This window comes from Flavobacterium sp. FlaQc-49 (assembly GCF_044005985.1).
GTDB classification, from domain to species: domain Bacteria; phylum Bacteroidota; class Bacteroidia; order Flavobacteriales; family Flavobacteriaceae; genus Flavobacterium; species Flavobacterium cupriresistens.
This window is the reverse complement of sequence record NZ_JBIPCS010000013.1, coordinates 1-22,734: the sequence shown is the minus strand read 5'-3', so window position 1 is coordinate 22,734 and position 22,734 is coordinate 1. Positions and strand designations below refer to the sequence as shown.

The window sequence follows — 22,734 nt, the reverse complement described above, 5'->3', positions numbered from 1 at the left end:
GTTTCAAGTCTCAGTTTTCAGTTCCAGTTTACTTGACGGTTTTGCTTTTGAGTTTAATCAAAGAGTAAAACTGCGACTGCGACTGAAAACTGCGACTAAAAAAAACTATTCCTCCTCTCGTTGTCCCATCATCATTAGAAATGCTTTTAGGAAAGGATCAATATTTCCGTTCATTACGCCATCAACATCGCTGGTTTCGTAACCTGTACGGACGTCTTTTACTAATTTATAAGGTTGCATAACGTAATTACGGATTTGCGAACCCCATTCGATTTTCATTTTTCCGGCTTCGATATCAGCACGTTGGGCTTGTTGTTTTTTAAGCTCAATTTCGTATAACTGAGAACGTAACATCTGCATGGCACGTTGCCTGTTGTCTTGCTGAGAACGGGTTTCAGAACATTGAATCTGAATTCCGGTTGGTTTGTGAACCAATTGTACTTTGGTTTCTACCTTATTTACGTTTTGTCCTCCGGCACCACTCGAACGGGAAGTTGTAATCTCGATATCGGCAGGGTTAATGTCGATTTCAATACTATCGTCAACAAGTGGGTAAACATAAACAGACGCAAATGACGTATGACGTTTGGCATTACTGTCAAAAGGCGAAATTCGAACTAAACGATGTACGCCGTTTTCTCCTTTTAAGTACCCAAAAGAATAATCTCCTTCAAACTCTAAAGTAACGGTTTTGATACCTGCTACCTCGCCAGCCTGAAAGTTTAGTTCTTTTATTTTGAAACCGTAACTTTCTCCCCACATGATGTACATGCGCATAAGCATTCCGGCCCAGTCACAACTTTCAGTTCCACCGGCACCCGCCGTAATTTGAACCACAGCACTCAAACTGTCACCTTCGTCGGAAAGCATGTTTTTGAATTCTATGTTTTCAATATGCGATTGCGTAGTGTTATAATGCTCGTCTAATTCCTCGGATGAAAGTTCCCCTTCTTTATAGAAATCATAAGCAAGCTGTAATTCATCTGTAAGTTCAATAGCTTTGTCATAATCTTCGATCCATTTTTTCTTGTTCCGAAGGTTTTTTACAATGATTTCAGCTTCTTTAGCATTGTTCCAGAAGTCAGGTGCGAAGGTTTTTTCTTCTTCGTTGGCAATTTCGATTAGCTTGGCATCAACGTCAAAGATACCTCCTCAACGCACCAAGGCGCTCCACAATACCTTTAATTTGTTCGGTAGTTGTCATAAATTAATACAAGTTTTATATGTTTTTTATAAATATTACGTTAATTTGGTTCTGGGATATTCACTAGTTAAAGTTTATTAAAACTTATCTCGAATAACTGTCAGTAATACGTAATTTTGTTGTGCAAAAATAAGACATAGTTTTTAGAATATGGAAATAAATTTAATTAGCGATACCATTACCAAACCTTCTCTGGAAATGTTGCAGTATATGTTTAATGCCCAAGTTGGTGATGATGTATACAAACAAGACCCGACAGTCATTGAGCTTGAAACCAGAGTAGCGGAGTTTTTTGGAATGGAGGCCGGGCTTTTTTTTCCATCCGGAACTATGGCTAACCAAACCGCAATCAAATTACACACCCAACCGGGAGAACAATTAATTGCAGACAAATACGCACATGTTTATCATTATGAAGGAGGAGGTGTTTCTTTTAATAGTGGTGTTTCCTGTTGTTTGATAGATGGACATCGCGGCATGATCAATGCTACTCAGGTAGCAGCAGCGATCAATGACCCGGAATTCTATCATAGCCCTTTAACAAGTTTGGTTTGTGTCGAAAATACAACCAATAAAGGGGGTGGTGCCTGTTACGAATTAGAAGATTTAAGAGAGATAAAAAAAGTCTGCGATGCTAATAATTTGAAATTTCATTTGGATGGCGCCAGAATTTGGAATGCGTTGGTAGCAAAAAGACAAAACCCAAAAGAATTTGGAGCAATTTTCGATACTATTTCGGTTTGTTTGTCTAAAGGATTGGGTGCGCCAATCGGTTCTGTTTTGTTAGGATCTAAAGCTGATATCCATAGAGCGTTGAGAATCAGAAAAATACTTGGAGGTGGAATGCGTCAGGTGGGGTATTTGGCAGCAGCCGGACTCTATGCTTTGGCTCATAATATTGAAAGATTGGCCGAAGATCACCGCAGAGCTAAAGAAATTGCAGCAGTTTTAAGCACAAAACCCTGGATAGCCGCAATAGAACCGGTAGAAACTAATATTTTGATTTTTTCGCTGGCTGAAAACTACAGCGACCAGCTTTTAGTAGAAAAATTGAAACAGAAAAATATTTCAATAAGTTTAATGGGACACAATAAACTCCGAATCGTAACGCATCTGGATTATAGAGAAGTGATGCATACGTATGTTTTGGAGACACTTTCGAAGTTTTAAAAAAAAAGAGTTTAAATTTTGTTTCAAGTTTCAGGTTTCAGGTTTTTCGTAATACGTATAACTTGAAACCTGAAACTTGAAACCTGAAACATTCTTATTTAAACAAGTTGTCCATTCCCGGAATCATTGGCATATCCATTTTTGCAACGGCGTCCAATTCTCTTTCGTTTACACCTGTAGCTTTTTCAATCGCTTTATTGATTGTTACAATTAAGTAATCTTCTAATTGTTCTTTGTCTTCTAATAAAGAGTCGTCAATTGAAATGGAAGTTATCTTTCTATTTGCAGTTAAGGTCACTTTTAATAATCCATCAGCACTTTGTTCGTCGATTAAAACAGTATCCAGGCGCTTTTTTGTATCTTCAATTTTTTGTTGGGTTTCTTTAAGTTTGCCCATCATTCCCATTAAATCCATTTTTGTTGATTTTTAAATTATTCCGTACAAAATTAGTATATTGCTCTAGTATTTCAATACAATATTTTATGAAAAAATTAATTCTGTTTTATTGTGTTTGTGCTACTTTTGCTCCTTCTTATTTAAAAACTAATGCTCAATCTATGCCAAATGATATAACGGCTCCAAAGGCCAAAATAATTGAAAAGAAATTAAAAAAGCATAAAGAAACCCGAATCGACAACTATTTTTGGTTGAATAATCGTGAGAATCCTGAGGTAATAGATTATCTGAATCAGGAAAATGCTTATTACGAAAGTATGACAGCACATACAAAGGAAATTCAGAATGCCTTGTATGAAGAAATGAAAGGGAGGATTAAAGAAGATGATTCATCGGTTCCTTATTTCTATAATGGATACTATTATATAACTCGTTTCGAAACCGGACAGAACTATCCTATTTTTTCAAGAAAAAAAGGAAGCCTTTCTGCTGCTGAAGAAATTTTATTCAATTGTAATGAATTGGCAGTAGGTCATGCTTACTTTAAACTAGGAGGTTTAAGCATAAGTCCGGACAATAAATTTGCCAGTTTTGGAGTGGATATTGTGGGTAGAAGAATCTACACGATTCAGTTTAAAAACTTGGAAACAGGAGAAATTCTGGCGGATAAAATCGAAAATGCTACAGGCGGTTCTGTTTGGGCAAATGATAACCATACTATTTTTTATACCAAACAAGACGAAGTTACCTTAAGAGCCGATAAAGTATTCCGACATAAACTAAATACAAGTTCTGAAAAAGATGTACTGGTTTTTAATGAAACAGATGATACTTTTAATGTTTCCATCAGCAAAGAAAAATCAAGAAAATACATTGTAATAGGATCCGGAAGTACGCTTACTACAGAACACAGAATCCTGAATTCAGACAATCCGGACGGGGAGTTTGAGGTTTTTCAGCACCGTGTACGTGGTTTAGAATATAGTATTTCGCATTACGAAGACTCGTTTTATATCTTAACCAATAAAGATAAAGCAACGAACTTTAAGTTGATGAAAACGCCTGAAAACAGAACAGAAAAGAGAAACTGGGTAGATCTTATCCCGCATCGTGAAGATGTTTTGTTGGAAGACATTGAGATTTTTAAAAATTATCTGGTTGTCGAAGAACGCTCCAATGGATTAAATCACATTCGAATCATGCCTTGGAAGGACGAACCGGATTATTATCTGCCTTTTGGAAGCGAAACGTACAGTGCTTATACGACAACAAATATTGATTTTGATACTGATATTTTGCGCTATAGCTATCAATCGCTTGCAACGCCATCGTCTGTGATTGATTTTAATATGAAAACTAAAACCAAAGAAATCTTAAAAGAACAAGCGGTTTTAGGAGGGAAGTTTGATAAAGAAAATTATATCGAAGAACGTATTTGGGCTACTGCCAGAGACGGTGTAAAAGTACCTATTTCTATCGTTTACAGAAAAGGACTCGAGAAAAATGGTAAAAATCCTTTATTGTTGTACGCATATGGTTCATACGGAATGACAATGGATGCTTATTTCTCGTCTACAAGACTTTCTTTGTTAGATCGTGGATTTGTGTATGCAATTGCCCATATTAGAGGAGGAGAAGACTTAGGAAGACAATGGTATGAGGACGGAAAACTGTTAAAAAAGAAAAATACCTTTACAGATTTCATCGATTGCTCTAAATTTGTAATTAACGAAAAATTTACTTCTTCGAAACATTTGTATGCAGAAGGAGGATCAGCAGGAGGGTTATTGATGGGAGTTATCATAAATGAAGCCCCGGAACTGTATAACGGAGTTATTGCTCAGGTGCCTTTTGTTGATGTTGTTACAACAATGCTTGATGATAGTATTCCATTAACGACAGGAGAGTATGACGAATGGGGGAACCCAAACAATAAAAAGTATTACGATTATATGTTGTCTTATTCGCCTTATGATAATGTAAAAGCGCAACAATATCCAAATATGTACGTTTCTACAGGATTGCATGATTCGCAAGTACAATATTGGGAACCGGCCAAGTGGGTAGCCAAATTGAGAGAAATGAAAACAAATAATAATTTTTTGTTTTTAGATACCAATATGGATGCCGGACATGGCGGTGCTTCAGGAAGGTTTGAAGCACTAAAAGACTTAGCAAAGGAATTTAGTTTTTTATTAGATTTAGAAAAAATTAAAAGCTAATTAGATTTTTTTTGTTAAATTTGCAACCTATCGAGGTTATTTAAAAATGCCTTTGATTAACTATTTTTTTATGAAAGAAGAAATAAATGCTTATAATAATGTTTTAGAGTTAATAGGTAATACACCACTTATTAAGCTAAATAAAGTCACCGAAGAGTTAGAAGGAAATTTCTACGCAAAGGTAGAAGCTTTTAATCCGGGACATTCCTCAAAAGATAGAATAGCATTATATATTATTGAAGAAGCCGAGAAGAAAGGAATTCTGTCTCCAGGAGATACCATAATCGAAACTACATCAGGAAATACCGGTTTTAGTTTAGCAATGGTCAGCATTATAAAAGGGTATAATTGTATTCTAGCTGTAAGTTCAAAATCATCGAAAGATAAAATTGACATGTTAAGAAGTTTAGGAGCTAAAGTATATGTCTGTCCGGCGCACGTTTCTGCAGATGATGAAAGATCATACTACAATGTTGCCAAGAGATTACACGAAGAAACTAAAGGTTCGGTTTATATTAATCAATATTTCAATCAGTTAAATATTGATGCACATTACAACACCACAGGTCCTGAAATCTGGGAACAGACAAAAGGCCAAATCACGCATCTTATTGCTTGTAGCGGAACAGGAGGAACAATTTCCGGAACAGCAAAATTCTTAAAAGAACAAAATCCAAATATTAGAATCTTAGGCGTTGATGCTTTTGGATCGGTATTAAAAAAATACCACGAAACAAAAGAGTTCGATAACAAAGAAATTTACCCGTATCGTATTGAAGGTTTAGGTAAAAACCTGATTCCATCTGCGACTGATTTTGATATTATTGATAAATTCATGAAGGTAACCGACGAAGAAAGTGCTCACTCCGCAAGAGAGATCACCCGTAAAGAAGGTTTATTTGTGGGGTATACATCCGGAGCTGTAATGCAGGCTATTAAACAATATGCCGAAGAAGGTGAGTTTACCAAAGACAGTAATGTTATTGCTATTTTCCCAGATCACGGTTCACGTTACATGAGTAAAGTATTTAGTGATGACTGGATGAACGAACAAGGATTCTTTGATAGCATCAATGAAGAAGAAGTTCAAAAAATTGAATTCGTAAAGTAATTTAAATACTTTTAGAGATACAACTCCATTCGCCGGTCGAATGGAGTTTTTTTTTGGAGTTAAAGCAAGGGATACTTGGATTAACTCTAGAAAGAGTAAGCGTCCCGTTTGTTCTTTCAACGAAGGAGACTCGACTTCGCTCGAAATGACTAACTAAATGTGTTCCTGTTGTGGAGTTGCTTGTGCGATTTCTCGACTTCGCTCGAAATGACAAACTAAATGTCTTTCTATTGTGGAGTTCCTCGTGTGATTTCTCGACTTCGCTCGAAATGACAAAAAGAGCGAATCCTGTTCTTATACTAACGTTTTTCAACTAACCATGTCATTTCGAGGCACGAGAAATCACACAAGTAACTCGGCAAAGATTGGCGATTTTCTACATGAAATTACAGGAAATAGGGTTTGACGAATTGATGATGTTAATAGTTGAGTTTCGAAGAAATAAACTATATATTGATTAGCAGGATTCATAATGTGAGCTCAGTTGATCTCGAAGAAAGAAATTAGATGGAGAGTGGGAGTAAAATTTAGAAATAATTGCTTAAAACAGCCTTAAAAGGCTTACGATCATCACTTTTGATTGTTTTGCCGATTATTTAGGTAAGTTAACGGGAAAATTTTCTTTTAACACTATTATACTATAGATTAGTAGTATTAGAATAATGCGCTGTTTTTTAATTACTTATAGGGATGCGATGAAAAATATAAGACAATGCTGAGTTATCGGTATTGATAAACGAAATTTTCAGACTTAAGAAGAGGAGTGTTTTCAGATCAACTGAAACGAGTGAGGGATGATAAAAAAGAATAGTGATATATGACTTGACCGAAGGGAGTTATTTGTTGTAAACAACAAATGCCCTCTCTAAAAACAACCTTAAATTGAATGTAAAACTTTTATAGTTATAGATTGATTAGTTTATTAGTTGTTAAGTTTTGAATAGTGAAAAAGCCTCCTGAAATGCATCGTCAGTTGGCTTTTTGTTTTTTTACGGGTGTCGTTTTAGCTTATTACACTTAACACTACAAATAAAATTACCAGAATAATCACGGCAAATTTGGTGTATTTTGATGTTCTCATGAGATTAATTTTTAGATTTTAATAAAACATTGCTTGCTGCAAATATAACAGTTAATCTGTCTTTTCATAATTAAAACAGAAACATTACAAAGTAGAAATCCGGGTTTAAGTAAAAAAGAACCATAGATAAAAAATTAAACCACATAAGTGATGTAAGTTCATACCAGCTTAAGCGTTTTGCTTAAAATGAACTTACATCACTTATATGGTTTAAAATTTAGAGTTTGGGGAATAAAAAAAGCTCTGAGTTTTCAGAGCTTTTGGATAGGTATATAGAAGTTTTTATTCTTCTTTCATCGTATGATAAACGTTCATCACATCATCATCTTCTTCAATCTTTTCGATTAACTTTTCTACATCAGCGATTTGGGCTTCAGTAAGTTCTTTTGTGATTTGTGGAATACGCTCAAAACCTGAAGACAAGATTTCCAAACCTCTGTTTTCTAATTCTTTTTGCAAAGCTCCAAAGCTTCCAAAAGGAGCATAGATTAAGATTCCGTCTTCGTCTTCGAAAACCTCTTCTGCACCGAAATCAATTAATTCCAGTTCTAATTCCTCAGCATCAAGTTCTCCTTTTGCAATGCGGAAATTACAAGTATGATCAAACATGAATTCAACCGATCCCTGAGTTCCCATTGTTCCGTTGCATTTGTTGAAATAACTGCGAATATTAGCCACAGTTCTGTTATTGTTATCAGATGCTGTTTCAATTAATATGGCAATTCCGTGAGGAGCGTATCCTTCAAACAAGATTTCTTTATAATTGGCAGTATCTTTATTACTGGCATTTTTTATAGCGCGCTCAACATTATCTTTAGGCATGTTGGCCGCTTTTGCATTTTGTATTACAGCTCTTAATCTAGAATTGGCTTCTGGGTTAGGACCGCCTTCTTTGACAGCCATAACGATATCTTTACCAATTCGGGTAAATGTTTTGGCCATTGCAGACCAACGTTTCATTTTTCTTCCTTTTCTAAATTCGAACGCTCTTCCCATTACTAATTTTTTATTTTGTGATGCAAAAATACGGTTATTCCTTATTTTTCCAAAATCAAAAGGATTCTTTTTTGTATAATGTTTTTATAAGTAATTGTATTTAAAAACAATTGCTTTTATACCATGACGTGTAGCCATAAAACCTAATAAGAAAAGGATACATTTTATATCATATTTGAGTACTGCGACTGAATATTGTAATTTATCCGAAAAGCCATAAGAAGATTAACCTGAAACCTGAAACAAAACCAACCTGAAACAATAATACCAACCTGAAACAAAACAAACCTGAAACAAACCCACCCCGAAACAAATCTAGTTTTTACTTCGACCCGTTAAATTCAGTAATAATATTAACAGCCTCATTCAGATACGGATTCGTTTTTAGATTGTCTATCTGGTACTGATTCATTGTTTTTTCAGTGGGGTAAACGCCTAATAGAAATTGGTTTACGGTAGAGTTGTAAACATCAAGCGGGTTGTTATCGTCATTAAAAGTATGAATTTCTGTCCAAAGAGCGCTGATTCTTTTTTTCTGCTCAAAAACAGCATCCAGCGTCATGAGCACTTCTGATTTTGGGACATTAACTAATTTATCGATTTTCTGATTGATTTTTTTAATGTCGTTGAAATAATAATTGTCAGCTAATCTTATAGTGCTGTTGGTTGCTATTTTAGTGATGAGGTTTCGTTTTACGTAGGTTCTGTATTTTAAAAACGGTTTAATACTGTCATTCTTGATAGCGGTCGGAAAATCACTTTCTTTTTGATACACGTCTTCGTAAAATTCCGGAAGTACTACATCGGGAGTAACGCCAACGTATTGATGACTTTTGCCGGTAACTCTGTAGAATTTATTAATCGTGATTTTTAGAAAGTCGGTATTTTTTTCTTCGTCAAGCGAAAGAATGGTTTGCATCGTTGCCTTACCAAGCGTAGTGCTGCCTAACAGCAAAGCGCGATTGTAATCTTGCAGGATAGAAGAGAAAAATTCACTTGCTGAAGCTGTATTGCTATTTACTAAAATCACAATTGGGCCTTTGTAAATTAGTCCTCTAAAAGGGTCATTTATCACCGTTTGTTCTTGTTTGTTGTCAACGACAACAGAAAGCGGACCGTAATCAATAAACATACCGGCCATTTTTATAGCTTCTTCCATTGAACCTCCGCCATTGTCAATCAAATCGATTACCAGGCCTTCTATATCGTCTTTTTCGAGTTTGATTACCTCACGGGCGACATCATCAGCACAGCCTTTTCTACTGTTTCCGTCTAAATCAGCATAAAAACTTGGGATTTTGATGTAGCCGATTTTACTTTCCTTGCCAATTATAAAGCTAAAGACCGAGTTTTCTTCATCTTTCATGACTTGTTTTTCAATCGCTACTTCGAAGCTTTTGCCTGAATTTCGTTTTAATGTAAAGACAATATTTTTATTTGATTCAGATAAAATCATGGTCGAAATGGATTCCAAAGAAGCGCAGGAAACTTTCAAAGTCTCTTTCTCATTGGAAACGGATACAATCTGATCTCCTTTTTTAATCTGTCCCGTTTTAAAGGCCGGACCATTGGGATCGACTTCTTCTACGATTATTTCGTTTTTCTCATTTAGATTTACGGTCATTCCCAACGATAAATGCTCTTTTGATAAGGAAGCGACAAAACTGGATTTAGAATCATCACTAAAATAGGCGGTATGAGGGTCAAAATAGGTACAAAAGAAATTGTACAACTTTTCGTCCTGCTTGCTTTTTGTTTCCAACAATGTATTTATGCGACAGATTTCATTAGTTAAAATCAACTTTTTTGAAACTGCTTCAATCGATTTGAAATTGGTTTTTATAGAGTCTAAATTGTCACTGGTCTCTACGATATCATCTAAAATTTGATAGCGCAGTTTTTTGAGCCAGACCTTTTCCAGATTTTCTTTGTTGAGATAAAAAGCAAATGATTTTTTGTAAAATCGTATGGTGTCGTTTTTGTTATAATCAATTGGTTCAGCTTGAATTTTCTCCAGAACGGTTTTGGTTCTAAGGAGTCCGTTTCTGTATTTGGTAGTAATATCTGCTAAAAAGCTACAATCGTTCTGAAGAATCAAATTATCTAAATTGTGGCGGTATTTTTTGGATATTTCGTCATATTCGCTCTGAAAAAAAATGTTTCGGGATGGATCTAACTCATTGATTAGATTATCGAAAACAAATACCGACAAACTATCGTCGACCGGTTTGGGACGAATATGCTCGGTTTGAATTAGTACATTTATCTTATTTAGTATTTCACAGGTTTTATCGCTATTTTGACTAAATAGAGTACTGGTAATTAATGCAAATGCAAATACTATTTTTTTCATAAATCTGAAAATGATCGTTCAGACTAAAATTACGTTTATTTTTCGATAAAGGACAGTAAATTCTTTAAAATATTGGCAAAGGAAATATTAATTGGGTTGAACTGCATGGAGGAGGTTTTTTCGCCGCTAATTGTCCGAATTATGAGAGTTTTGACTTTGTGAATTGTAATGCCACAGATTAAAAGGATTATTAAGATTTTGTTTCTTGTTTTAAATTTTTATGAAAGAATATACAGTAAGTGGCATATTATATAGGGAAGTTTTTTTGCCACGAATTGCACGAATTTCCACGAATTATTTTATCGTTTAAACTTTGTGTTATTTGTCAAAGTTTAAAAGACAAAAGAAGAAAATCCTTCAAATCAGTGTAATCTGTGGCAGATTAAACTGAAAGAAAAACCACAAACCAATTAATGAAAATTCGTGTAATTCGTGGCAAAAAAAAAATGCGTTACAATAAAAATTGCAACGCACCTATACTTAAAAGTTTAAAAATATTATTTCTTGTAAAACGGCAATTTAACCACTTTTGCAGGAACATCATTTTTTCTGATTCTGATAAAGATATCGCTGTCAACAGTACTATTGCTTACTGTTACATATCCTAAACCAATTCCTTTATTCATCGAAGGTGACATGGTTCCTGAGGTAACAACACCAATTACAGTTCCCGTTGCGTCAACAATTTCGTAGTCGTGTCTTGGTACTGCACGCTCTTGCATTTCGAAAGCGATTAGTTTTTTGGTAACACCTTCTTCTTTTTGTTTTTTCAAACTGTCAGAATTGGTGAACTCTTTTGTGAATTTAGTGATCCATCCCAAACCTGCTTCTAATGGAGAAGTAGTATCGTTGATATCATTTCCGTATAAACAGAATCCCATCTCAAGACGTAAAGTATCGCGAGCTGCAAGACCAATTGGTTTGATACCAAAAGCTGCACCAGCTTCAAAAACTTTATTCCAGATCGCTTCTGCATCAGCATTTTTGCAATAGATTTCAAATCCACCTGAACCAGTGTAACCCGTAGCAGAGATAATTACATCACTAAGACCTGCAAAATCCGCCACTTCAAAATGGTAGTAAGCAATCGCTGATAAATCTATAGAAGATAAAGATTGCATTGCTTCAACCGCTTTTGGTCCTTGGATCGCCAATAAAGAATAGTCATCTGAAAGATTTTTCATTTCAACACCTAAATCATTGTGTGATGAAATCCAGTTCCAGTCTTTCTCAATATTCGAAGCATTTACAACCAGTAAATACTCTTCTTCTTTCATTTTGTATACAATTAAATCGTCTACAATTCCACCATCATTATTTGGTAAACAAGAATATTGTGCTCTTCCGATCGTTAAAGTCGAAGCATCATTTGATGTTACTTTTTGAATTAAGGCCAAAGCATTTGGTCCGGTAAGTAAGAACTCACCCATGTGTGAAACGTCAAAAACGCCCACACTGTTACGAACCGTTTCGTGTTCTGCATTGATACCTTCATATGTAATTGGCATATTATACCCGGCAAAAGGTAGCATTTTTGCTCCCAGACCTTCATGTATGTGCGTAAGCGCAGTATTTTTCATTGTGTTGTTTTATATAATTGAGTCGCAAATTTATTTAAAAAATATCAAAATAAAACAGTCTAAATTATAAAATTCTTAAAGATTGATACTGATTTTGTGTGATTCGCTATATCTTTTGCTTTTTTAAGAAAAAAAATAAGGAGATACCGTAGTAAACATTGCGTATAGTACCTGTACTTGTAAAATTAATGTAAAGAATGAACGAGTTCTGTATTTTACTAATAAGAAAATTCTTCGTATTCAATATTTTTCATACTTTTAGGTCTGTAAAAGTATCCAAAATGAAAGTTCCGCTTCAGATCACAAAACAAGAAATTCTGACCTTTTATAAACGTCCAAATCCTTTAACTCATAAGGGGATTCAAGGTCATGCTCTAATTATTGGCGGCAGTTATGGGAAAATAGGAGCAGCAGTTTTGGCCTCAAAGGCATGCATAAAAGCAGGTTGTGGACTGGTCACTGCTTTTACACCAAAATGTGGGTATCAGATTATGCAAATCAGTATTCCCGAAGCAATGGTTATGACAGATCAAAGCGAAAATTGTATCACCAAAATTGATTTTTCGTTAGTACCGCAAGCAATCGGAATTGGTCCCGGAATCGGGCAGGAGCAAAGGACACAAATAGCGCTTTTTGAATTTTTAAAAAACAATAAAAGCCCTTTAGTTCTGGATGCGGATGCTTTAAATATCTTATCGAATAACAAATCCTGGCTCGATCTCTTACCTGAAAATACGATTCTGACACCTCATCCTAAAGAACTGGAACGAATAGTTGGAAAGTGGAGCTCAGAGATTGATAAGTTTGAAAAGACAATTATTTTCTCGGAACGCTATAAAGTTATAATTGTGATGAAAGGAGCACCTACTTTTATCATTAATCAAAGTAAAATTTACCAAAATACAACTGGTAATGCCGCATTGGCAACTGCTGGAAGCGGAGATGTGTTAACGGGAATTATTACCAGTTTATTAGCGCAGGGCTACTTACCGGACCAAGCCGCAAGACTTGGTGTTTTCCTTCATGGATTAACTGCAGATATTGGAGTGCAAAAAACAGGATATCATTCTTTTATCGCCTCTGATAGCATTAAAAATCTGGGAAAAGCATTTTTATCGTTAGATTCTTAGCACTTTAGACTTCTCCACTTTTTATACAGATACTTTGTAAAGAATGTAGATTTAGTCCGAATTTTAAAAAAAATCTAAAATCAGGATTCAGAAATCAAAATTCGTAAGTTTGTATTCCAGTAAATACTGCTTATGAAAAACAATTTCGATCTCAGAACGGTAAACGTTACGCGTTATATTACGCCTTTGCGCGAGGGCGGTTCTTTACCCGCTTTGGCAGAAGCCGATGACGATTTTAAATATGTATTAAAATTTAAAGGTGCAGGACATGGTGTAAAAGCTCTAATTGCCGAATTGGTTGGTGGTCAAGTTGCAAAAGCTTTAAAATTACAGCTTCCTGAATTGGTTTTTGCTCAGCTCGATGAAGCATTTGGCAGAACCGAGGCCGACGAAGAAATTCAGGATTTATTGCAAGGAAGTCAAGGGCTTAATCTGGCACTTCACTTTTTGTCGGGAGCCATTACTTTTGATCCTGCTGTAACCACTGTTGATGCTAAACTTGCTTCTCAAATTGTTTGGCTGGACGCTTATATTACGAATGTTGATCGTACTTTTAAAAACACAAATATGTTGATCTGGCATAAAGAATTATGGCTAATCGACCATGGGGCTTGTCTGTATTTTCATCATTCCTGGAACAATTGGGAACAACATGCTAAAAGTCCGTTTGCCTTGATAAAAGACCATGTTTTACTGCCACAGGCTTCTCTTTTAAAGGAGGTTGATGCTGAATTTAAAGCGCTTTTAACACCCCAAATTCTGGAAGAAATTGCGAATACAATTCCATTAGAATGGCTGCAATGGGAAGATACTGATGAAACTCCCGAAGCTTTGCGAAACGTATATCTACAGTTTTTGCAAACTCGTTTAAATAATTCCGAAATCTTTGTAAATCAGGCTCAAAATGCAAGATAGTCACTTATATGAGTATGCTGTAATTCGTGTAGTACCAAGAGTGGAGCGCGAAGAATTCCTCAATATCGGAATCATTTTATTTTGCAAAAGAGCTAAGTTTATAAAGGTGCTTTTTCACATTAATACAACTAAAATTGAAGCACTTTCTGATGATTTTGATATCGAACAATTAGAATGTAATTTAACTTCATTACAAAAAATTGCCAATGGGGACAAAGATGCAGGTCCAATTGCTGAGTTTGATATTCCGGAGCGCTTTAGATGGTTAACCGCAATCAGGAGTTCGGCGATTCAAACGTCAAGACCTCATCCGGGTTTGTGTGAAGATTTGGAAAAAACGATTCAAAGGCTTTTTGACGAACTGGTTTTATAGGAAGAGACTCAGAAGCTTAAAGGCCCAGAGGTTCAAAGGTTTTGTTTCAAGTTTCAAGTTTGAAGTTTGAAGTTTGAAGTTTCAGGTTTCAAGTTTCAAGTTTTCTCACTCCAGATAAAAAAGCAGTATAAATCAGCTTAATCTGCCAAATCCGCGTGCAAAAACACAGTCAGTTAAAACCTGAAACCTGAAGCAAAAATAACTAATCTATCCTTTTCAATTGACGATCGGATTAAAAGTCCAATATTCCGTAGAGGCATTCATTGGAAAAATGAAGCAGTATATTTTCCTTTTTTTGATTTTCAATGACCAATAAATCGTACGGTTTTAGATCGTACGGTTTCTCATTAATTGTAATAACTGTTGTATCTAAAGAAAATAAAATCACTATTTGTGCATTACAATTCTGATTGCTATTGGCTATTTTCAGTTTGTGATGGCTTATTTTTTCAGAAACCATCCAATTAAAATCAATACCTTTTGTATAAGAAGTCACTTCATCATCGGAATTAAATTCCATGATTTCATATTTCTCATATACTTTTTTTTCTTTGTTTAGATCAATATGTAAGTCGTTATCAAGCATTACCAAGTAGCGGTAATAACCCTTAAATTTGGTGAATTCTGAAGGCACTTGCTCTATTGTAGCACTGCTTATTCTGAATGCAAAATCCCTGTCGGCATAGTTGGCTGTTTTCGGATGTATCAGATATTCGTAGGTCAATCCACCACTCCAAACAGAGGCTTTACTATTTTCTTTTGGGAAAAGATGTAGGTTCATTTTTTATTGTTTTTAATAAGCAATCAAATGTGCTATTTTTTCAATGATTAACAATTGCACTTAAAAACTTAGATCTTTTTCTCGAAATAAATAAACTCCAGAGGTTTTTGAGAGATATTTACGTGAATTTCGCTTTGCGGAAAAGCTTCTCTTTCGCCGGTATCTTCATAACCATTACGTTTGTACCAGGCGATCAATTCTTCACGAACTGAAATCACGGTCATAATAATAGAACTTAAACCTAAAGATTTAGCATGATTTTCTGCTTCAGCCAACATTTTTCTGCCGATTCCGCTGTTTTGTAGTTCGGGTGAAACGGTTAACATTCCCAAGTACAATTCATGTTCTTTTTGGACCAATAAAACGGAACTAATGATTTTTCCATTCTCCGTAAATTTCAAAATGGTGTTTTTTGGATCCTGAATGGTTTGCGTCAATTCTTCTTCAGTAGTTCTTTTTCCTTCTAAAAGATCGGCTTCTGTAGTCCAGCCTTTTTTAGACGATTCTCCTCTGTAGGCCGAATTGATTAATAGATTTAATGCAGGGATGTCTGCTAATGTTGCTTTTGTGATCATTTGTAACAGGAATGGACTATGGTTTTATTTTTCAAAGATAGAAAAAGTAAATGTGTTTGAAAGATCAGATTAAGGATCAAATCCAAAAGTTTTTGGGAAGTAAAAATCTCGCAGAGTCGCAAAATCGCAAAGTTTTAAAGTAAAAACTGAAAAAAAATTGAGACTCCATGACATTTGAGAAACCCAAAGTGAGAGAGTGGAAAACAAAAGGATAAAGCTTAAATATAAGAAGAGAAAATTTTGCAGCTTGGCGTCTTTGCGAGACTTTCAAAGCGAAAAGAAAAGTTAATACAATAAAAAAGCGCAAAGTCAGGGACGTTTGCGCTTTGTAAATATATTTTAAACCCAGATAAACAGCATCAGATTATTCGTAGCTGTACACCGTTTTTGTAACGGTTTTTTCGTCAGGATATGCCAAATCGATTACTTTAACAGTAGATTCTGTCAGATAGCCATTAGTATCATATTTATAATCATACTCGTTTCTCATTTCGTATAAGGTCACCCCTTCAGAAACGGCTTTAATTTTCCAATCTAAAATGTGCATCCAATTGTAAATGTAACATCTGAAAATTGGCTCACTGGAATATATACCGGCTTTTGTGTAGTCTACAGTAAGTTCGTAAGTGGTATCTACAGTCCTGTCTTTAACAACATAAGAAGTAACTCCGTTGGTAACGACACGTTTTGAATAATTTTTTTGCAAGCTTGTTATATTCACAAAAACCTTATTGCCAACATAAGTATACAAATAGGTTGTATTTACCGGGTTGGTAACCGGAACCTGAAGATAACTTCCGTCAGGTTGCTGTTGAAGAATTCTTTGGGTGTAAGTTCCGTTTTCGACTTCTTTTATATCACGTCCGATTTCGTCATAATAAATATCGGTTACGTTTCCGTTTGGAGCAGTTACTTTTGAGATAAAACCGCTACTGTTGATTTCTGTAACAATATCAGCATAGTAGGCATTAGTAACCTGATTGGCTTCATTAAAATCGAATTTTGTAATATTTCCAACTAATAGATTGTCTGTATATTTATCGATTGAGTGTAATCTGCCTCTTGAATCGTAAGTATAACATCTTTCTCTTAAGTTTTCTTCTATTTCGTTGCCGTTATCATCTTTGATAATATCAGAGACTACTTCTTTTATTAAACGATGCGGTGCTGTTTCAGTTGATTTTCCCGTGGTTTTTGCTGCCGTTTTTTTAGGAATCAATTGTATGGCAGGTTTAAATACCTCCTGATTTGGTAATCTGGGGTCAACTACATCGGGAGTAGGTGTAGCGGGTGCATTTTCGTCGCTTGCACAGCTTGTAAAAAGAAGGGGTAAAGTAATAAGTAAAAATACTAAAGTAGTTTTCTTCATTTTTGGTAATGTGAGTTAAATGGTGATTGTTAATTTTGATTGAAAGATACTGTTTTATTTATGATGAACGCGGGGTAATTTCAAGACTAATAAGTCAAAAGTTGACTATTTGATTGTTGAAACATTTGGCAGAACTGTATTCATTAACCGGAAAATCGACTTAGAATTAAAGTATTAAAGTAAAAAAATAATGCGGTTCAGATTTATTTTTAGGTATGTTTTTTTGTTGTTATTATTTTTGGAAAAGAAAGAGAGAATAGGAAAAATAATAATTATGTTTGCGCCACTATAAACGAACTATTTCACCTATTTTAACATAAAAACATGAGATTTTCTAAATTACCATTTATTTTGTTTTCTTCTATCTGTATTACAATTACTTCTTGCTCCTCTGACGAAGATTCAGCTTCAGATACACTTCCTGTGCAACCCGAAGTTGTCAATCCTGCAAATGAAAAATTAGTTTCGGTTGTTTATCCTTTTAGCAATAATATTCCTTACATGATGGATAAGCAGACTTTTGAATATGATAATTTAAACAGAATCAGCAAAATAAAATTTACTGGTTTCGTGTACGGAGTTACTTATGTAAATCCGGATTTGATTGAGATCAATTTATTGGAAGATCCAATCGAAGGAAGAAAGATGGTATCAAAAAAGACAATCAGCCTGAAAGATGGAAATGTTACATTGATTGTAGATAAAAAGTTTGATCTGATAGAGGCCACTAATGAAAGTAAAAATGCAGCAACAGATTCTACACTATTCAGCTATAGTAATAAATACCTTTCAAAGGTTCAGTTTTATGGCAAATCAGTCAACTGGGGGAATTCTTACAGTCTAGACAAACAGTTTGACTTTATTGAAGTTAACGGAAATATTACACAAGCCAAAGAAACATCGGAATACTCCGGAATTACAGAGGTTAATTATTCTTATGATAGTAATCCTTATGTAAATATGGGGGATATGGTTTATGAAACACCCTTGTATTTTGGTAGCGTTGAGGGGTTGCATGTTTTTTTTAAAGATAAATTAGGAAAGAAAAATGTTAACAATATCGCTAAAGCCGATTTTTCATATGAAAAAAGGTCTAATCAATTTTTGGGTTACAGAACGATTTTTTTCACAAGAAATTTGGATAAAAATGGCAGACTAAGCGAAATTTTATTGTCAGGTACATTAACGAAAAGTGTTGATGGTACTCCGAGTTCAAGTTTCAATAATGAAAAAATGAGTTTTATTTATAAGTAAAAAACGAATACAGTAGAAGATACTTTTGAATTTAAGTCTTAGCCGTTTCGGATTTCCGAAACAGCTAAGACTTTTTCTTGGTGTAAAAACTTTTTAATCTTGAGTAAAGTCAGTTTAAGACTTCTTTATTGACCATTGTCTTTCTAGATTGATTTTGTTTGCGCTCACGAGCGGGACGCTCGCGTTAGCGGGGAATTATTTATAGTGCTGATAAAATTTATTGTTGAAAATCTCTTTTGGATCATACTTCCTTTTAAGCTCAAAAAAAGCATCAGTTTGCGGATACACGCTTCTCATTTTTACTTTGTCGATATGTAATCGGTATGGTAAATAAAAAGTTCCGTTGTTTTTTATGGTAATATCAACCAAATCATTTGTTAGAATCTTCATCTGATTTTCCTGTTTCTCCGTCTTTTTTTGATTGAACAGGAAAACAAAACCAAAGACATTTTCTTTTGCATAATTCATATAGGTGTCTTCGTCCTTGTACACACCGCGAATTGTGATATTAATCAAATCAATATTGGATTTTTCCAAAATAGGCTTCATTTCATTAATAAACTGGTTGAAGTTTCTTTCCGGAATAAAATATTCTTGTAAAATATCAGTCGAATTTGGGTCTTTATTCTCAATCAAAGAAACGTGATCGTTTAACAATTCATTTCTGGAATAGACTTCATTTCTAGAAACTTTATTCATTTCAGATTCTAAATCCCAACGTAGTCTTTTGCCGTATTCACTATTGACTGTACTTCTGAAAACCAATCGTTTGGTCTCCTGATTGTTTTTGTTTTGTTGTTGTAAGGGTAATGGTTTGTCGTTCGTCTTTTCAAAAAAAGTTAAAGTAGCATCTTCTAAAAAATGTTTTTTAGAAATTCGCAATCTTCCAAAAACCAGTTCAACATTTGGATTTTCGGAGACGTATTTTTTATAATTTGAAACATAATTTTCGGAACTCAAACGAACATACTTAAATCGCAATGCCGTATTTTCAGTAACTTTTAGCTTTACATCTAAAATGATTCCGAAGAGACCATAACCACCCAGAACTAATTTAAACAGTTCTTTGTTTTCGGTTCTGCTGCAGTTGAGGATTTTACCTTCATAATTCATGAGGGTAAAAGAAACAATACTCGATGAAATAGGAGGAGAATCCTTCTGCCAACCATGCCCATTGACACTCATAGAACCGCCTACAGAAAAAGAACTGAAAGCCTGCATTACTGAGATCGATTTTCCATAGGTATCTAAATATTCAATTGCATCCTGCCATAATGCACCAGAACCAATAGTTAGGATATTAGTAACGGTATCTAGTTTCATGTTTTTGTAGGGTAGCATATTGATCTCAATTCCGTCCGGATAAATACTATGGCCACCCATACTGTGCTGTGCGCCGGCAATAGCTATTTTTAGATTTTTTTCCTTTGCGTATCTTAAGATGCTTTGAAGTTGTCTTACAATTGAATCTTTATCTTTCGGAACCTTAAGTATAGTGTCAACTCTGGTTAGATTAAGCTGACTTGCATCGTTGGTATAACCGTTTGGAGTTTCGGTTTTATGATCTTTTTCATTCCATTTTGTTCTCAATACGTGAATAATGGGAATTGATATGAAAATTAAGGTTATTAGAATGAGGACTAGATAAAAATGTTTTCTCTTCATTTACAGGGTTTTATTGGTAGAAGTTAATATAGCACGTTTATGTAATAATATAAAATTGGTAGTTTTTAGTTTCTGCTCTCGTGGGCTTTATATTTTGTGTCAGATTAATACTTTGGAGTATTCTTTTTGGTTTTAAGGAGTAATTGATTTTCCTTTTCAATCATTTTTTCAAAAGGAGACTTACTTGGAAGATGTTGTTTCTGATATTCTTCAATTAATGGAAGCGTTAAAACAATTTTTAAAGCATTATGATAATCTTTTATTTCAATGCGTTTTTTATGAATCGTTTTTATAAGATTTTCCAATTCCGCTTTTCGGGAAACATATTTCTCTTGATTTTTATGGAGTAAATTTAAAATCTTTTGTTTCATTACACTGTCATTAATAGTGTTAATATAGTTGTTTGCAGAACCGTAATAAGCATCAGATTTTTGGTCGTAATCATAGAAGATGTCTGTGGTATCTCTTGTATTCAACTCATCTAATTCATTCTCTAAAACTTTCAATTCCGGAGATTTATTTACAAGTTCTTGATAGAGGTCGTCAACTAAATTATTACCGCTTCTTAAACTTCCTAAATCAATACTTTTTTCTTGTAATGCTTTTGGTTCTTTGTTATTTCGATCCGTAGATTCATTTTCTCGGCAAGATGTTAAAAGTACAAGTGAAAGTACAGTGAATATTTTAAGCATAGTTTTATTGGTTTTAAATGGTGGTATTTTTTAATTTAATAAATAGTGATAGAGAATAAGAGTGAGAACAATTATTAGAATCCTAGCATTTTAATTAATATGAAAGTCATCAAAATTAGTATAGGAATCAAAATCGTTTTAAAAGACGTCTTCTTTTTATTATTTAAGTTTTCTAAAAAAGGTATTGGGTCAGTAAGAAAAGCAGTTGCATTTGAGGTTTTGATACTGGCCATAAGATCTTCTATTTTTGGTTTGTGAATTTCTCCTTTTAAATCCATCAGAATAAGTTGATTGTCTTCACAAAGTTTTAAAATTGGCTGAAGGGTAGTAGTAAGATTTGAAGCTTTTCTTAAATCAATGCGGAATCGGAATTCTATAATTTGATTTTTATCTTCATTTAAAGAAATACTGCAGTCATTGTCTTCTTCATTTTTAGTATCTCCTTTCCAGCATATACAGGTTTCATCTCCCCAATCGGCTCTTTTTATAATACTGTCCATTGTGGAAATAATAGAAATCGTATCACCATCGAAATCTTTCCACAAAGGTTCAGTTTCAGGTAGATATTCCGTTGTATTATTTTTGAAAATGCATTGGTAATCGTTTTGAATAGGTTTTTCAGGAACAACGATTAGGAGATATTGCCAAATTGCCATAGTTATTTGGTTGATTTTGTTTGCGTTCACGAGCGGGACGCTCGCGCTAGCCAGTGAATCTTTGGTTAAGTTAAAAAAATAGTTAAGTATTTGTATGTTTTTTATTTAATAAATAATAAATATAATGAGTAGCTAGAACCATTGCGATACCAATATTCCAATAAACTTGAAAGTATGAAAATGGATTATAACACTCACAACAATCTTTTGGCAAATGAAAATAAGAAGGAAAAACAACTAAAAAAAGGGACAAGAATAATGACAGTATAATCAAACGACCATAATTGATTTTAAAATAATCAATTATGCCATAAAATAGTATTTGGAAAATGAATATTACGAGGAAAATATTTTCCATAATTTTAAAATTTTGACAATTCTGATTCTTATTAGATCAGATACCTATTCAATAAGTTCGGGCTTCATTTGCTCGCGCGAGCCTGAGATATTTTATTTTTCCTTGTTTTATTTTGTTGAAACCAATAATAGTCTAACATCTACATCTAATACCTCTGCAATTTTCCTTAAAACCTCAATACTTGGTTGGGAATTATTATTGCAATAATTCGTTACGACCACATAACTTTTTTCGATTTTTTCAGCTAGCCATGTTTGTGTTCTTCCTTGCTCTTTCAGTACTTCTTTGATCCTGTTCATTTGAATATCAGCCATTGATTCGTTTTTTGTAATGCTATTTAACATAGAAAATTATTGTCTATTAATAACTTTCTTTCGGTATGTTAAATTATGATATAAAAATGTATTGTAAAATATTGTAATTTAGTATATATTTGTATTGAAATTCAATATGTAAAATCATGAAAACTTATACCAAAGCCGATCTTGAACAAATTGTTATGACACAATTAGAAAACCTGAATGCTATTAACGACCTATTATGTATCATGAAAGTGCAGAATGAACTGCTGCACAATGCCAACAAAAAATTGAAAGATGAAATTTCTGAATTTAAGGAGAAGCATTTTGCATATCCAACTGGTAAACGAAATAGTAAATAAGATTTACTGGATTAGTTTGAGTATTCAATTTGCTCGCGCGAGCGTCCCGCTCGTGAACGTTCCAATGTCTCGTCCTAAAATAAGTTTACATATTTATCCTTAATCCTAAAATAGATTTACAATTCATTTTTAGTCCTGTTATTGGTTTACAATAATAGGACTTTTTAGATAATAGTTCTTCCATAATTTTT

At 34.1% G+C, this 22,734-nt stretch carries 20 protein-coding genes; 8 read left to right on the top strand and 12 right to left on the bottom strand.

The window, feature by feature from the left end; translation table 11 throughout:
- Positions 1-105: 105 nt before the first annotated feature.
- Positions 106-1,204, bottom strand: a protein-coding gene (prfB, locus tag ACHRV3_RS19915) for a peptide chain release factor 2 (protein WP_395435889.1) whose coding sequence is annotated in 2 segments (ribosomal slippage) — positions 106-1,140 and positions 1,142-1,204 — 1,098 coding nt in all. Because the reading frame shifts where the segments join, the coding sequence is not laid out codon by codon here.
- Between the two features lie 150 nt (positions 1,205-1,354).
- Here prfB and ACHRV3_RS19910 point away from each other — a divergent pair.
- Positions 1,355-2,374: a low specificity L-threonine aldolase gene (locus ACHRV3_RS19910; RefSeq protein WP_047776127.1), complete on the top strand. Its 1,020-nt coding sequence runs from the start codon at positions 1,355-1,357 to the stop codon at positions 2,372-2,374.
- 94 nt (positions 2,375-2,468) lie between these two features.
- Here the strand turns inward: ACHRV3_RS19910 and ACHRV3_RS19905 are convergent, their stop codons facing one another.
- A complete protein-coding gene (locus ACHRV3_RS19905) occupies positions 2,469-2,789 on the bottom strand; it encodes a YbaB/EbfC family nucleoid-associated protein (protein WP_047776126.1) in 321 nt (106 codons plus the stop codon).
- 68 nt (positions 2,790-2,857) lie between these two features.
- On the opposite strand from ACHRV3_RS19905, the gene ACHRV3_RS19900 reads away from it, so the two are divergent.
- Both ACHRV3_RS19900 and ACHRV3_RS19895 read left to right on the top strand, forming a co-directional pair.
- Positions 2,858-4,993 (top strand): S9 family peptidase, encoded by a 2,136-nt coding sequence (locus ACHRV3_RS19900; RefSeq protein WP_395435888.1) that lies wholly within the window; start codon positions 2,858-2,860, stop codon positions 4,991-4,993.
- Positions 4,994-5,063: 70 nt separating this feature from the next.
- Entirely contained in the window at positions 5,064-6,104 is a 1,041-nt protein-coding gene (locus tag ACHRV3_RS19895) for a PLP-dependent cysteine synthase family protein (RefSeq protein WP_047776313.1), read from the top strand.
- Positions 6,105-7,467: 1,363 nt separating this feature from the next.
- Here the strand turns inward: ACHRV3_RS19895 and ACHRV3_RS19890 are convergent.
- The 3 genes from ACHRV3_RS19890 to gcvT form a co-directional block, all read right to left on the bottom strand.
- Positions 7,468-8,181, bottom strand: coding sequence for a YebC/PmpR family DNA-binding transcriptional regulator (locus tag ACHRV3_RS19890; protein WP_047776123.1), 714 nt, complete (start codon positions 8,179-8,181; stop codon positions 7,468-7,470).
- A 322-nt stretch (positions 8,182-8,503) separates the two neighbouring features.
- Positions 8,504-10,534: a S41 family peptidase gene (locus ACHRV3_RS19885; protein ID WP_395435887.1), complete on the bottom strand. Its 2,031-nt coding sequence runs from the start codon at positions 10,532-10,534 to the stop codon at positions 8,504-8,506.
- Between the two features lie 497 nt (positions 10,535-11,031).
- Positions 11,032-12,114: a glycine cleavage system aminomethyltransferase GcvT gene (gene gcvT, locus ACHRV3_RS19880; protein WP_047776118.1), complete on the bottom strand. Its 1,083-nt coding sequence runs from the start codon at positions 12,112-12,114 to the stop codon at positions 11,032-11,034.
- Positions 12,115-12,395: 281 nt separating this feature from the next.
- Here gcvT and ACHRV3_RS19875 point away from each other — a divergent pair, with 281 nt between their 5' ends.
- The 3 genes from ACHRV3_RS19875 to ACHRV3_RS19865 all read left to right on the top strand — a co-directional run bounded on the left by ACHRV3_RS19875 (position 12,396) and on the right by ACHRV3_RS19865 (position 14,532).
- A complete protein-coding gene (locus ACHRV3_RS19875; RefSeq protein WP_230001579.1) occupies positions 12,396-13,244 on the top strand; it encodes an NAD(P)H-hydrate dehydratase in 849 nt (282 codons plus the stop codon).
- Positions 13,245-13,376: 132 nt separating this feature from the next.
- Positions 13,377-14,159: a HipA family kinase gene (locus ACHRV3_RS19870; RefSeq protein WP_047776115.1), complete on the top strand. Its 783-nt coding sequence runs from the start codon at positions 13,377-13,379 to the stop codon at positions 14,157-14,159.
- Positions 14,149-14,532, top strand: a complete 384-nt coding sequence (locus tag ACHRV3_RS19865; RefSeq protein WP_395435886.1) for a DUF3037 domain-containing protein — start codon at positions 14,149-14,151, stop codon at positions 14,530-14,532. Before ACHRV3_RS19870 ends, ACHRV3_RS19865 begins: the two co-directional genes overlap by 11 nt.
- Positions 14,533-14,764: 232 nt before the next feature.
- Here the strand turns inward: ACHRV3_RS19865 and ACHRV3_RS19860 are convergent, their stop codons facing one another.
- The 3 genes from ACHRV3_RS19860 to ACHRV3_RS19850 all read right to left on the bottom strand — a co-directional run bounded on the left by ACHRV3_RS19860 (position 14,765) and on the right by ACHRV3_RS19850 (position 17,257).
- Positions 14,765-15,313 (bottom strand): HutD family protein, encoded by a 549-nt coding sequence (locus ACHRV3_RS19860; protein ID WP_395435885.1) that lies wholly within the window; start codon positions 15,311-15,313, stop codon positions 14,765-14,767.
- 68 nt (positions 15,314-15,381) lie between these two features.
- Entirely contained in the window at positions 15,382-15,888 is a 507-nt protein-coding gene (locus tag ACHRV3_RS19855; RefSeq protein ID WP_395435884.1) for a GNAT family N-acetyltransferase, read from the bottom strand.
- 364 nt (positions 15,889-16,252) lie between these two features.
- Positions 16,253-17,257: a hypothetical protein gene (locus ACHRV3_RS19850; RefSeq protein ID WP_395435883.1), complete on the bottom strand. Its 1,005-nt coding sequence runs from the start codon at positions 17,255-17,257 to the stop codon at positions 16,253-16,255.
- 324 nt (positions 17,258-17,581) lie between these two features.
- Between ACHRV3_RS19850 and ACHRV3_RS19845 the strand changes: the two genes are divergently transcribed.
- On the top strand, positions 17,582-18,511 hold the full coding sequence (locus ACHRV3_RS19845) for a hypothetical protein (RefSeq protein WP_395435882.1): 930 nt from the start codon (positions 17,582-17,584) through the stop codon (positions 18,509-18,511).
- 195 nt (positions 18,512-18,706) lie between these two features.
- Here the strand turns inward: ACHRV3_RS19845 and ACHRV3_RS19840 are convergent, their stop codons facing one another.
- The 4 genes from ACHRV3_RS19840 to ACHRV3_RS19825 all read right to left on the bottom strand — a co-directional run bounded on the left by ACHRV3_RS19840 (position 18,707) and on the right by ACHRV3_RS19825 (position 22,196).
- Positions 18,707-20,176: an FAD-dependent oxidoreductase gene (locus ACHRV3_RS19840; RefSeq protein WP_395435881.1), complete on the bottom strand. Its 1,470-nt coding sequence runs from the start codon at positions 20,174-20,176 to the stop codon at positions 18,707-18,709.
- Positions 20,177-20,280: 104 nt separating this feature from the next.
- The gene (locus ACHRV3_RS19835) at positions 20,281-20,868 is read right to left on the bottom strand and encodes a hypothetical protein (protein ID WP_395435880.1); all 588 of its coding nucleotides are present in this window, start codon (positions 20,866-20,868) and stop codon (positions 20,281-20,283) included.
- A 74-nt stretch (positions 20,869-20,942) separates the two neighbouring features.
- Positions 20,943-21,524, bottom strand: coding sequence for a hypothetical protein (locus ACHRV3_RS19830; protein ID WP_395435879.1), 582 nt, complete (start codon positions 21,522-21,524; stop codon positions 20,943-20,945).
- Between the two features lie 465 nt (positions 21,525-21,989).
- Complete coding sequence (locus tag ACHRV3_RS19825; RefSeq protein ID WP_395426016.1) at positions 21,990-22,196, bottom strand: helix-turn-helix transcriptional regulator; 207 nt, start codon at positions 22,194-22,196, stop codon at positions 21,990-21,992.
- 146 nt (positions 22,197-22,342) lie between these two features.
- Here ACHRV3_RS19825 and ACHRV3_RS19820 point away from each other — a divergent pair, with 146 nt between their 5' ends.
- Complete coding sequence (locus ACHRV3_RS19820; protein WP_230001589.1) at positions 22,343-22,543, top strand: hypothetical protein; 201 nt, start codon at positions 22,343-22,345, stop codon at positions 22,541-22,543.
- The last annotated feature ends 191 nt before the right edge of the window (positions 22,544-22,734 follow it).

Excerpts from the sequence above, each read along its gene's own strand:
- ACHRV3_RS19825 (WP_395426016.1), bottom strand. The coding sequence starts at position 22,196 with ATGGCTGATATTCAAATGAACAGGATCAAAGAAGTACTGAAAGAGCAA.
- ACHRV3_RS19875 (WP_230001579.1), top strand. The coding sequence starts at position 12,396 with ATGAAAGTTCCGCTTCAGATCACAAAACAAGAAATTCTGACCTTTTAT.
- ACHRV3_RS19900 (WP_395435888.1), top strand. The coding sequence starts at position 2,858 with ATGAAAAAATTAATTCTGTTTTATTGTGTTTGTGCTACTTTTGCTCCT.
- ACHRV3_RS19845 (WP_395435882.1), top strand. The coding sequence starts at position 17,582 with ATGAGATTTTCTAAATTACCATTTATTTTGTTTTCTTCTATCTGTATT.
- ACHRV3_RS19855 (WP_395435884.1), bottom strand. The coding sequence starts at position 15,888 with ATGATCACAAAAGCAACATTAGCAGACATCCCTGCATTAAATCTATTA.
- ACHRV3_RS19870 (WP_047776115.1), top strand. The coding sequence starts at position 13,377 with ATGAAAAACAATTTCGATCTCAGAACGGTAAACGTTACGCGTTATATT.
- ACHRV3_RS19835 (WP_395435880.1), bottom strand. The coding sequence starts at position 20,868 with ATGCTTAAAATATTCACTGTACTTTCACTTGTACTTTTAACATCTTGC.
- ACHRV3_RS19890 (WP_047776123.1), bottom strand. The coding sequence starts at position 8,181 with ATGGGAAGAGCGTTCGAATTTAGAAAAGGAAGAAAAATGAAACGTTGG.
- ACHRV3_RS19905 (WP_047776126.1), bottom strand. The coding sequence starts at position 2,789 with ATGGATTTAATGGGAATGATGGGCAAACTTAAAGAAACCCAACAAAAA.
- ACHRV3_RS19895 (WP_047776313.1), top strand. The coding sequence starts at position 5,064 with ATGAAAGAAGAAATAAATGCTTATAATAATGTTTTAGAGTTAATAGGT.
- ACHRV3_RS19910 (WP_047776127.1), top strand. The coding sequence starts at position 1,355 with ATGGAAATAAATTTAATTAGCGATACCATTACCAAACCTTCTCTGGAA.
- ACHRV3_RS19840 (WP_395435881.1), bottom strand. The coding sequence starts at position 20,176 with ATGAAGAGAAAACATTTTTATCTAGTCCTCATTCTAATAACCTTAATT.
- ACHRV3_RS19820 (WP_230001589.1), top strand. The coding sequence starts at position 22,343 with ATGAAAACTTATACCAAAGCCGATCTTGAACAAATTGTTATGACACAA.
- ACHRV3_RS19860 (WP_395435885.1), bottom strand. The coding sequence starts at position 15,313 with ATGAACCTACATCTTTTCCCAAAAGAAAATAGTAAAGCCTCTGTTTGG.
- ACHRV3_RS19830 (WP_395435879.1), bottom strand. The coding sequence starts at position 21,524 with ATGGCAATTTGGCAATATCTCCTAATCGTTGTTCCTGAAAAACCTATT.
- ACHRV3_RS19850 (WP_395435883.1), bottom strand. The coding sequence starts at position 17,257 with ATGAAGAAAACTACTTTAGTATTTTTACTTATTACTTTACCCCTTCTT.
- ACHRV3_RS19865 (WP_395435886.1), top strand. The coding sequence starts at position 14,149 with ATGCAAGATAGTCACTTATATGAGTATGCTGTAATTCGTGTAGTACCA.
- gcvT (WP_047776118.1), bottom strand. The coding sequence starts at position 12,114 with ATGAAAAATACTGCGCTTACGCACATACATGAAGGTCTGGGAGCAAAA.
- ACHRV3_RS19885 (WP_395435887.1), bottom strand. The coding sequence starts at position 10,534 with ATGAAAAAAATAGTATTTGCATTTGCATTAATTACCAGTACTCTATTT.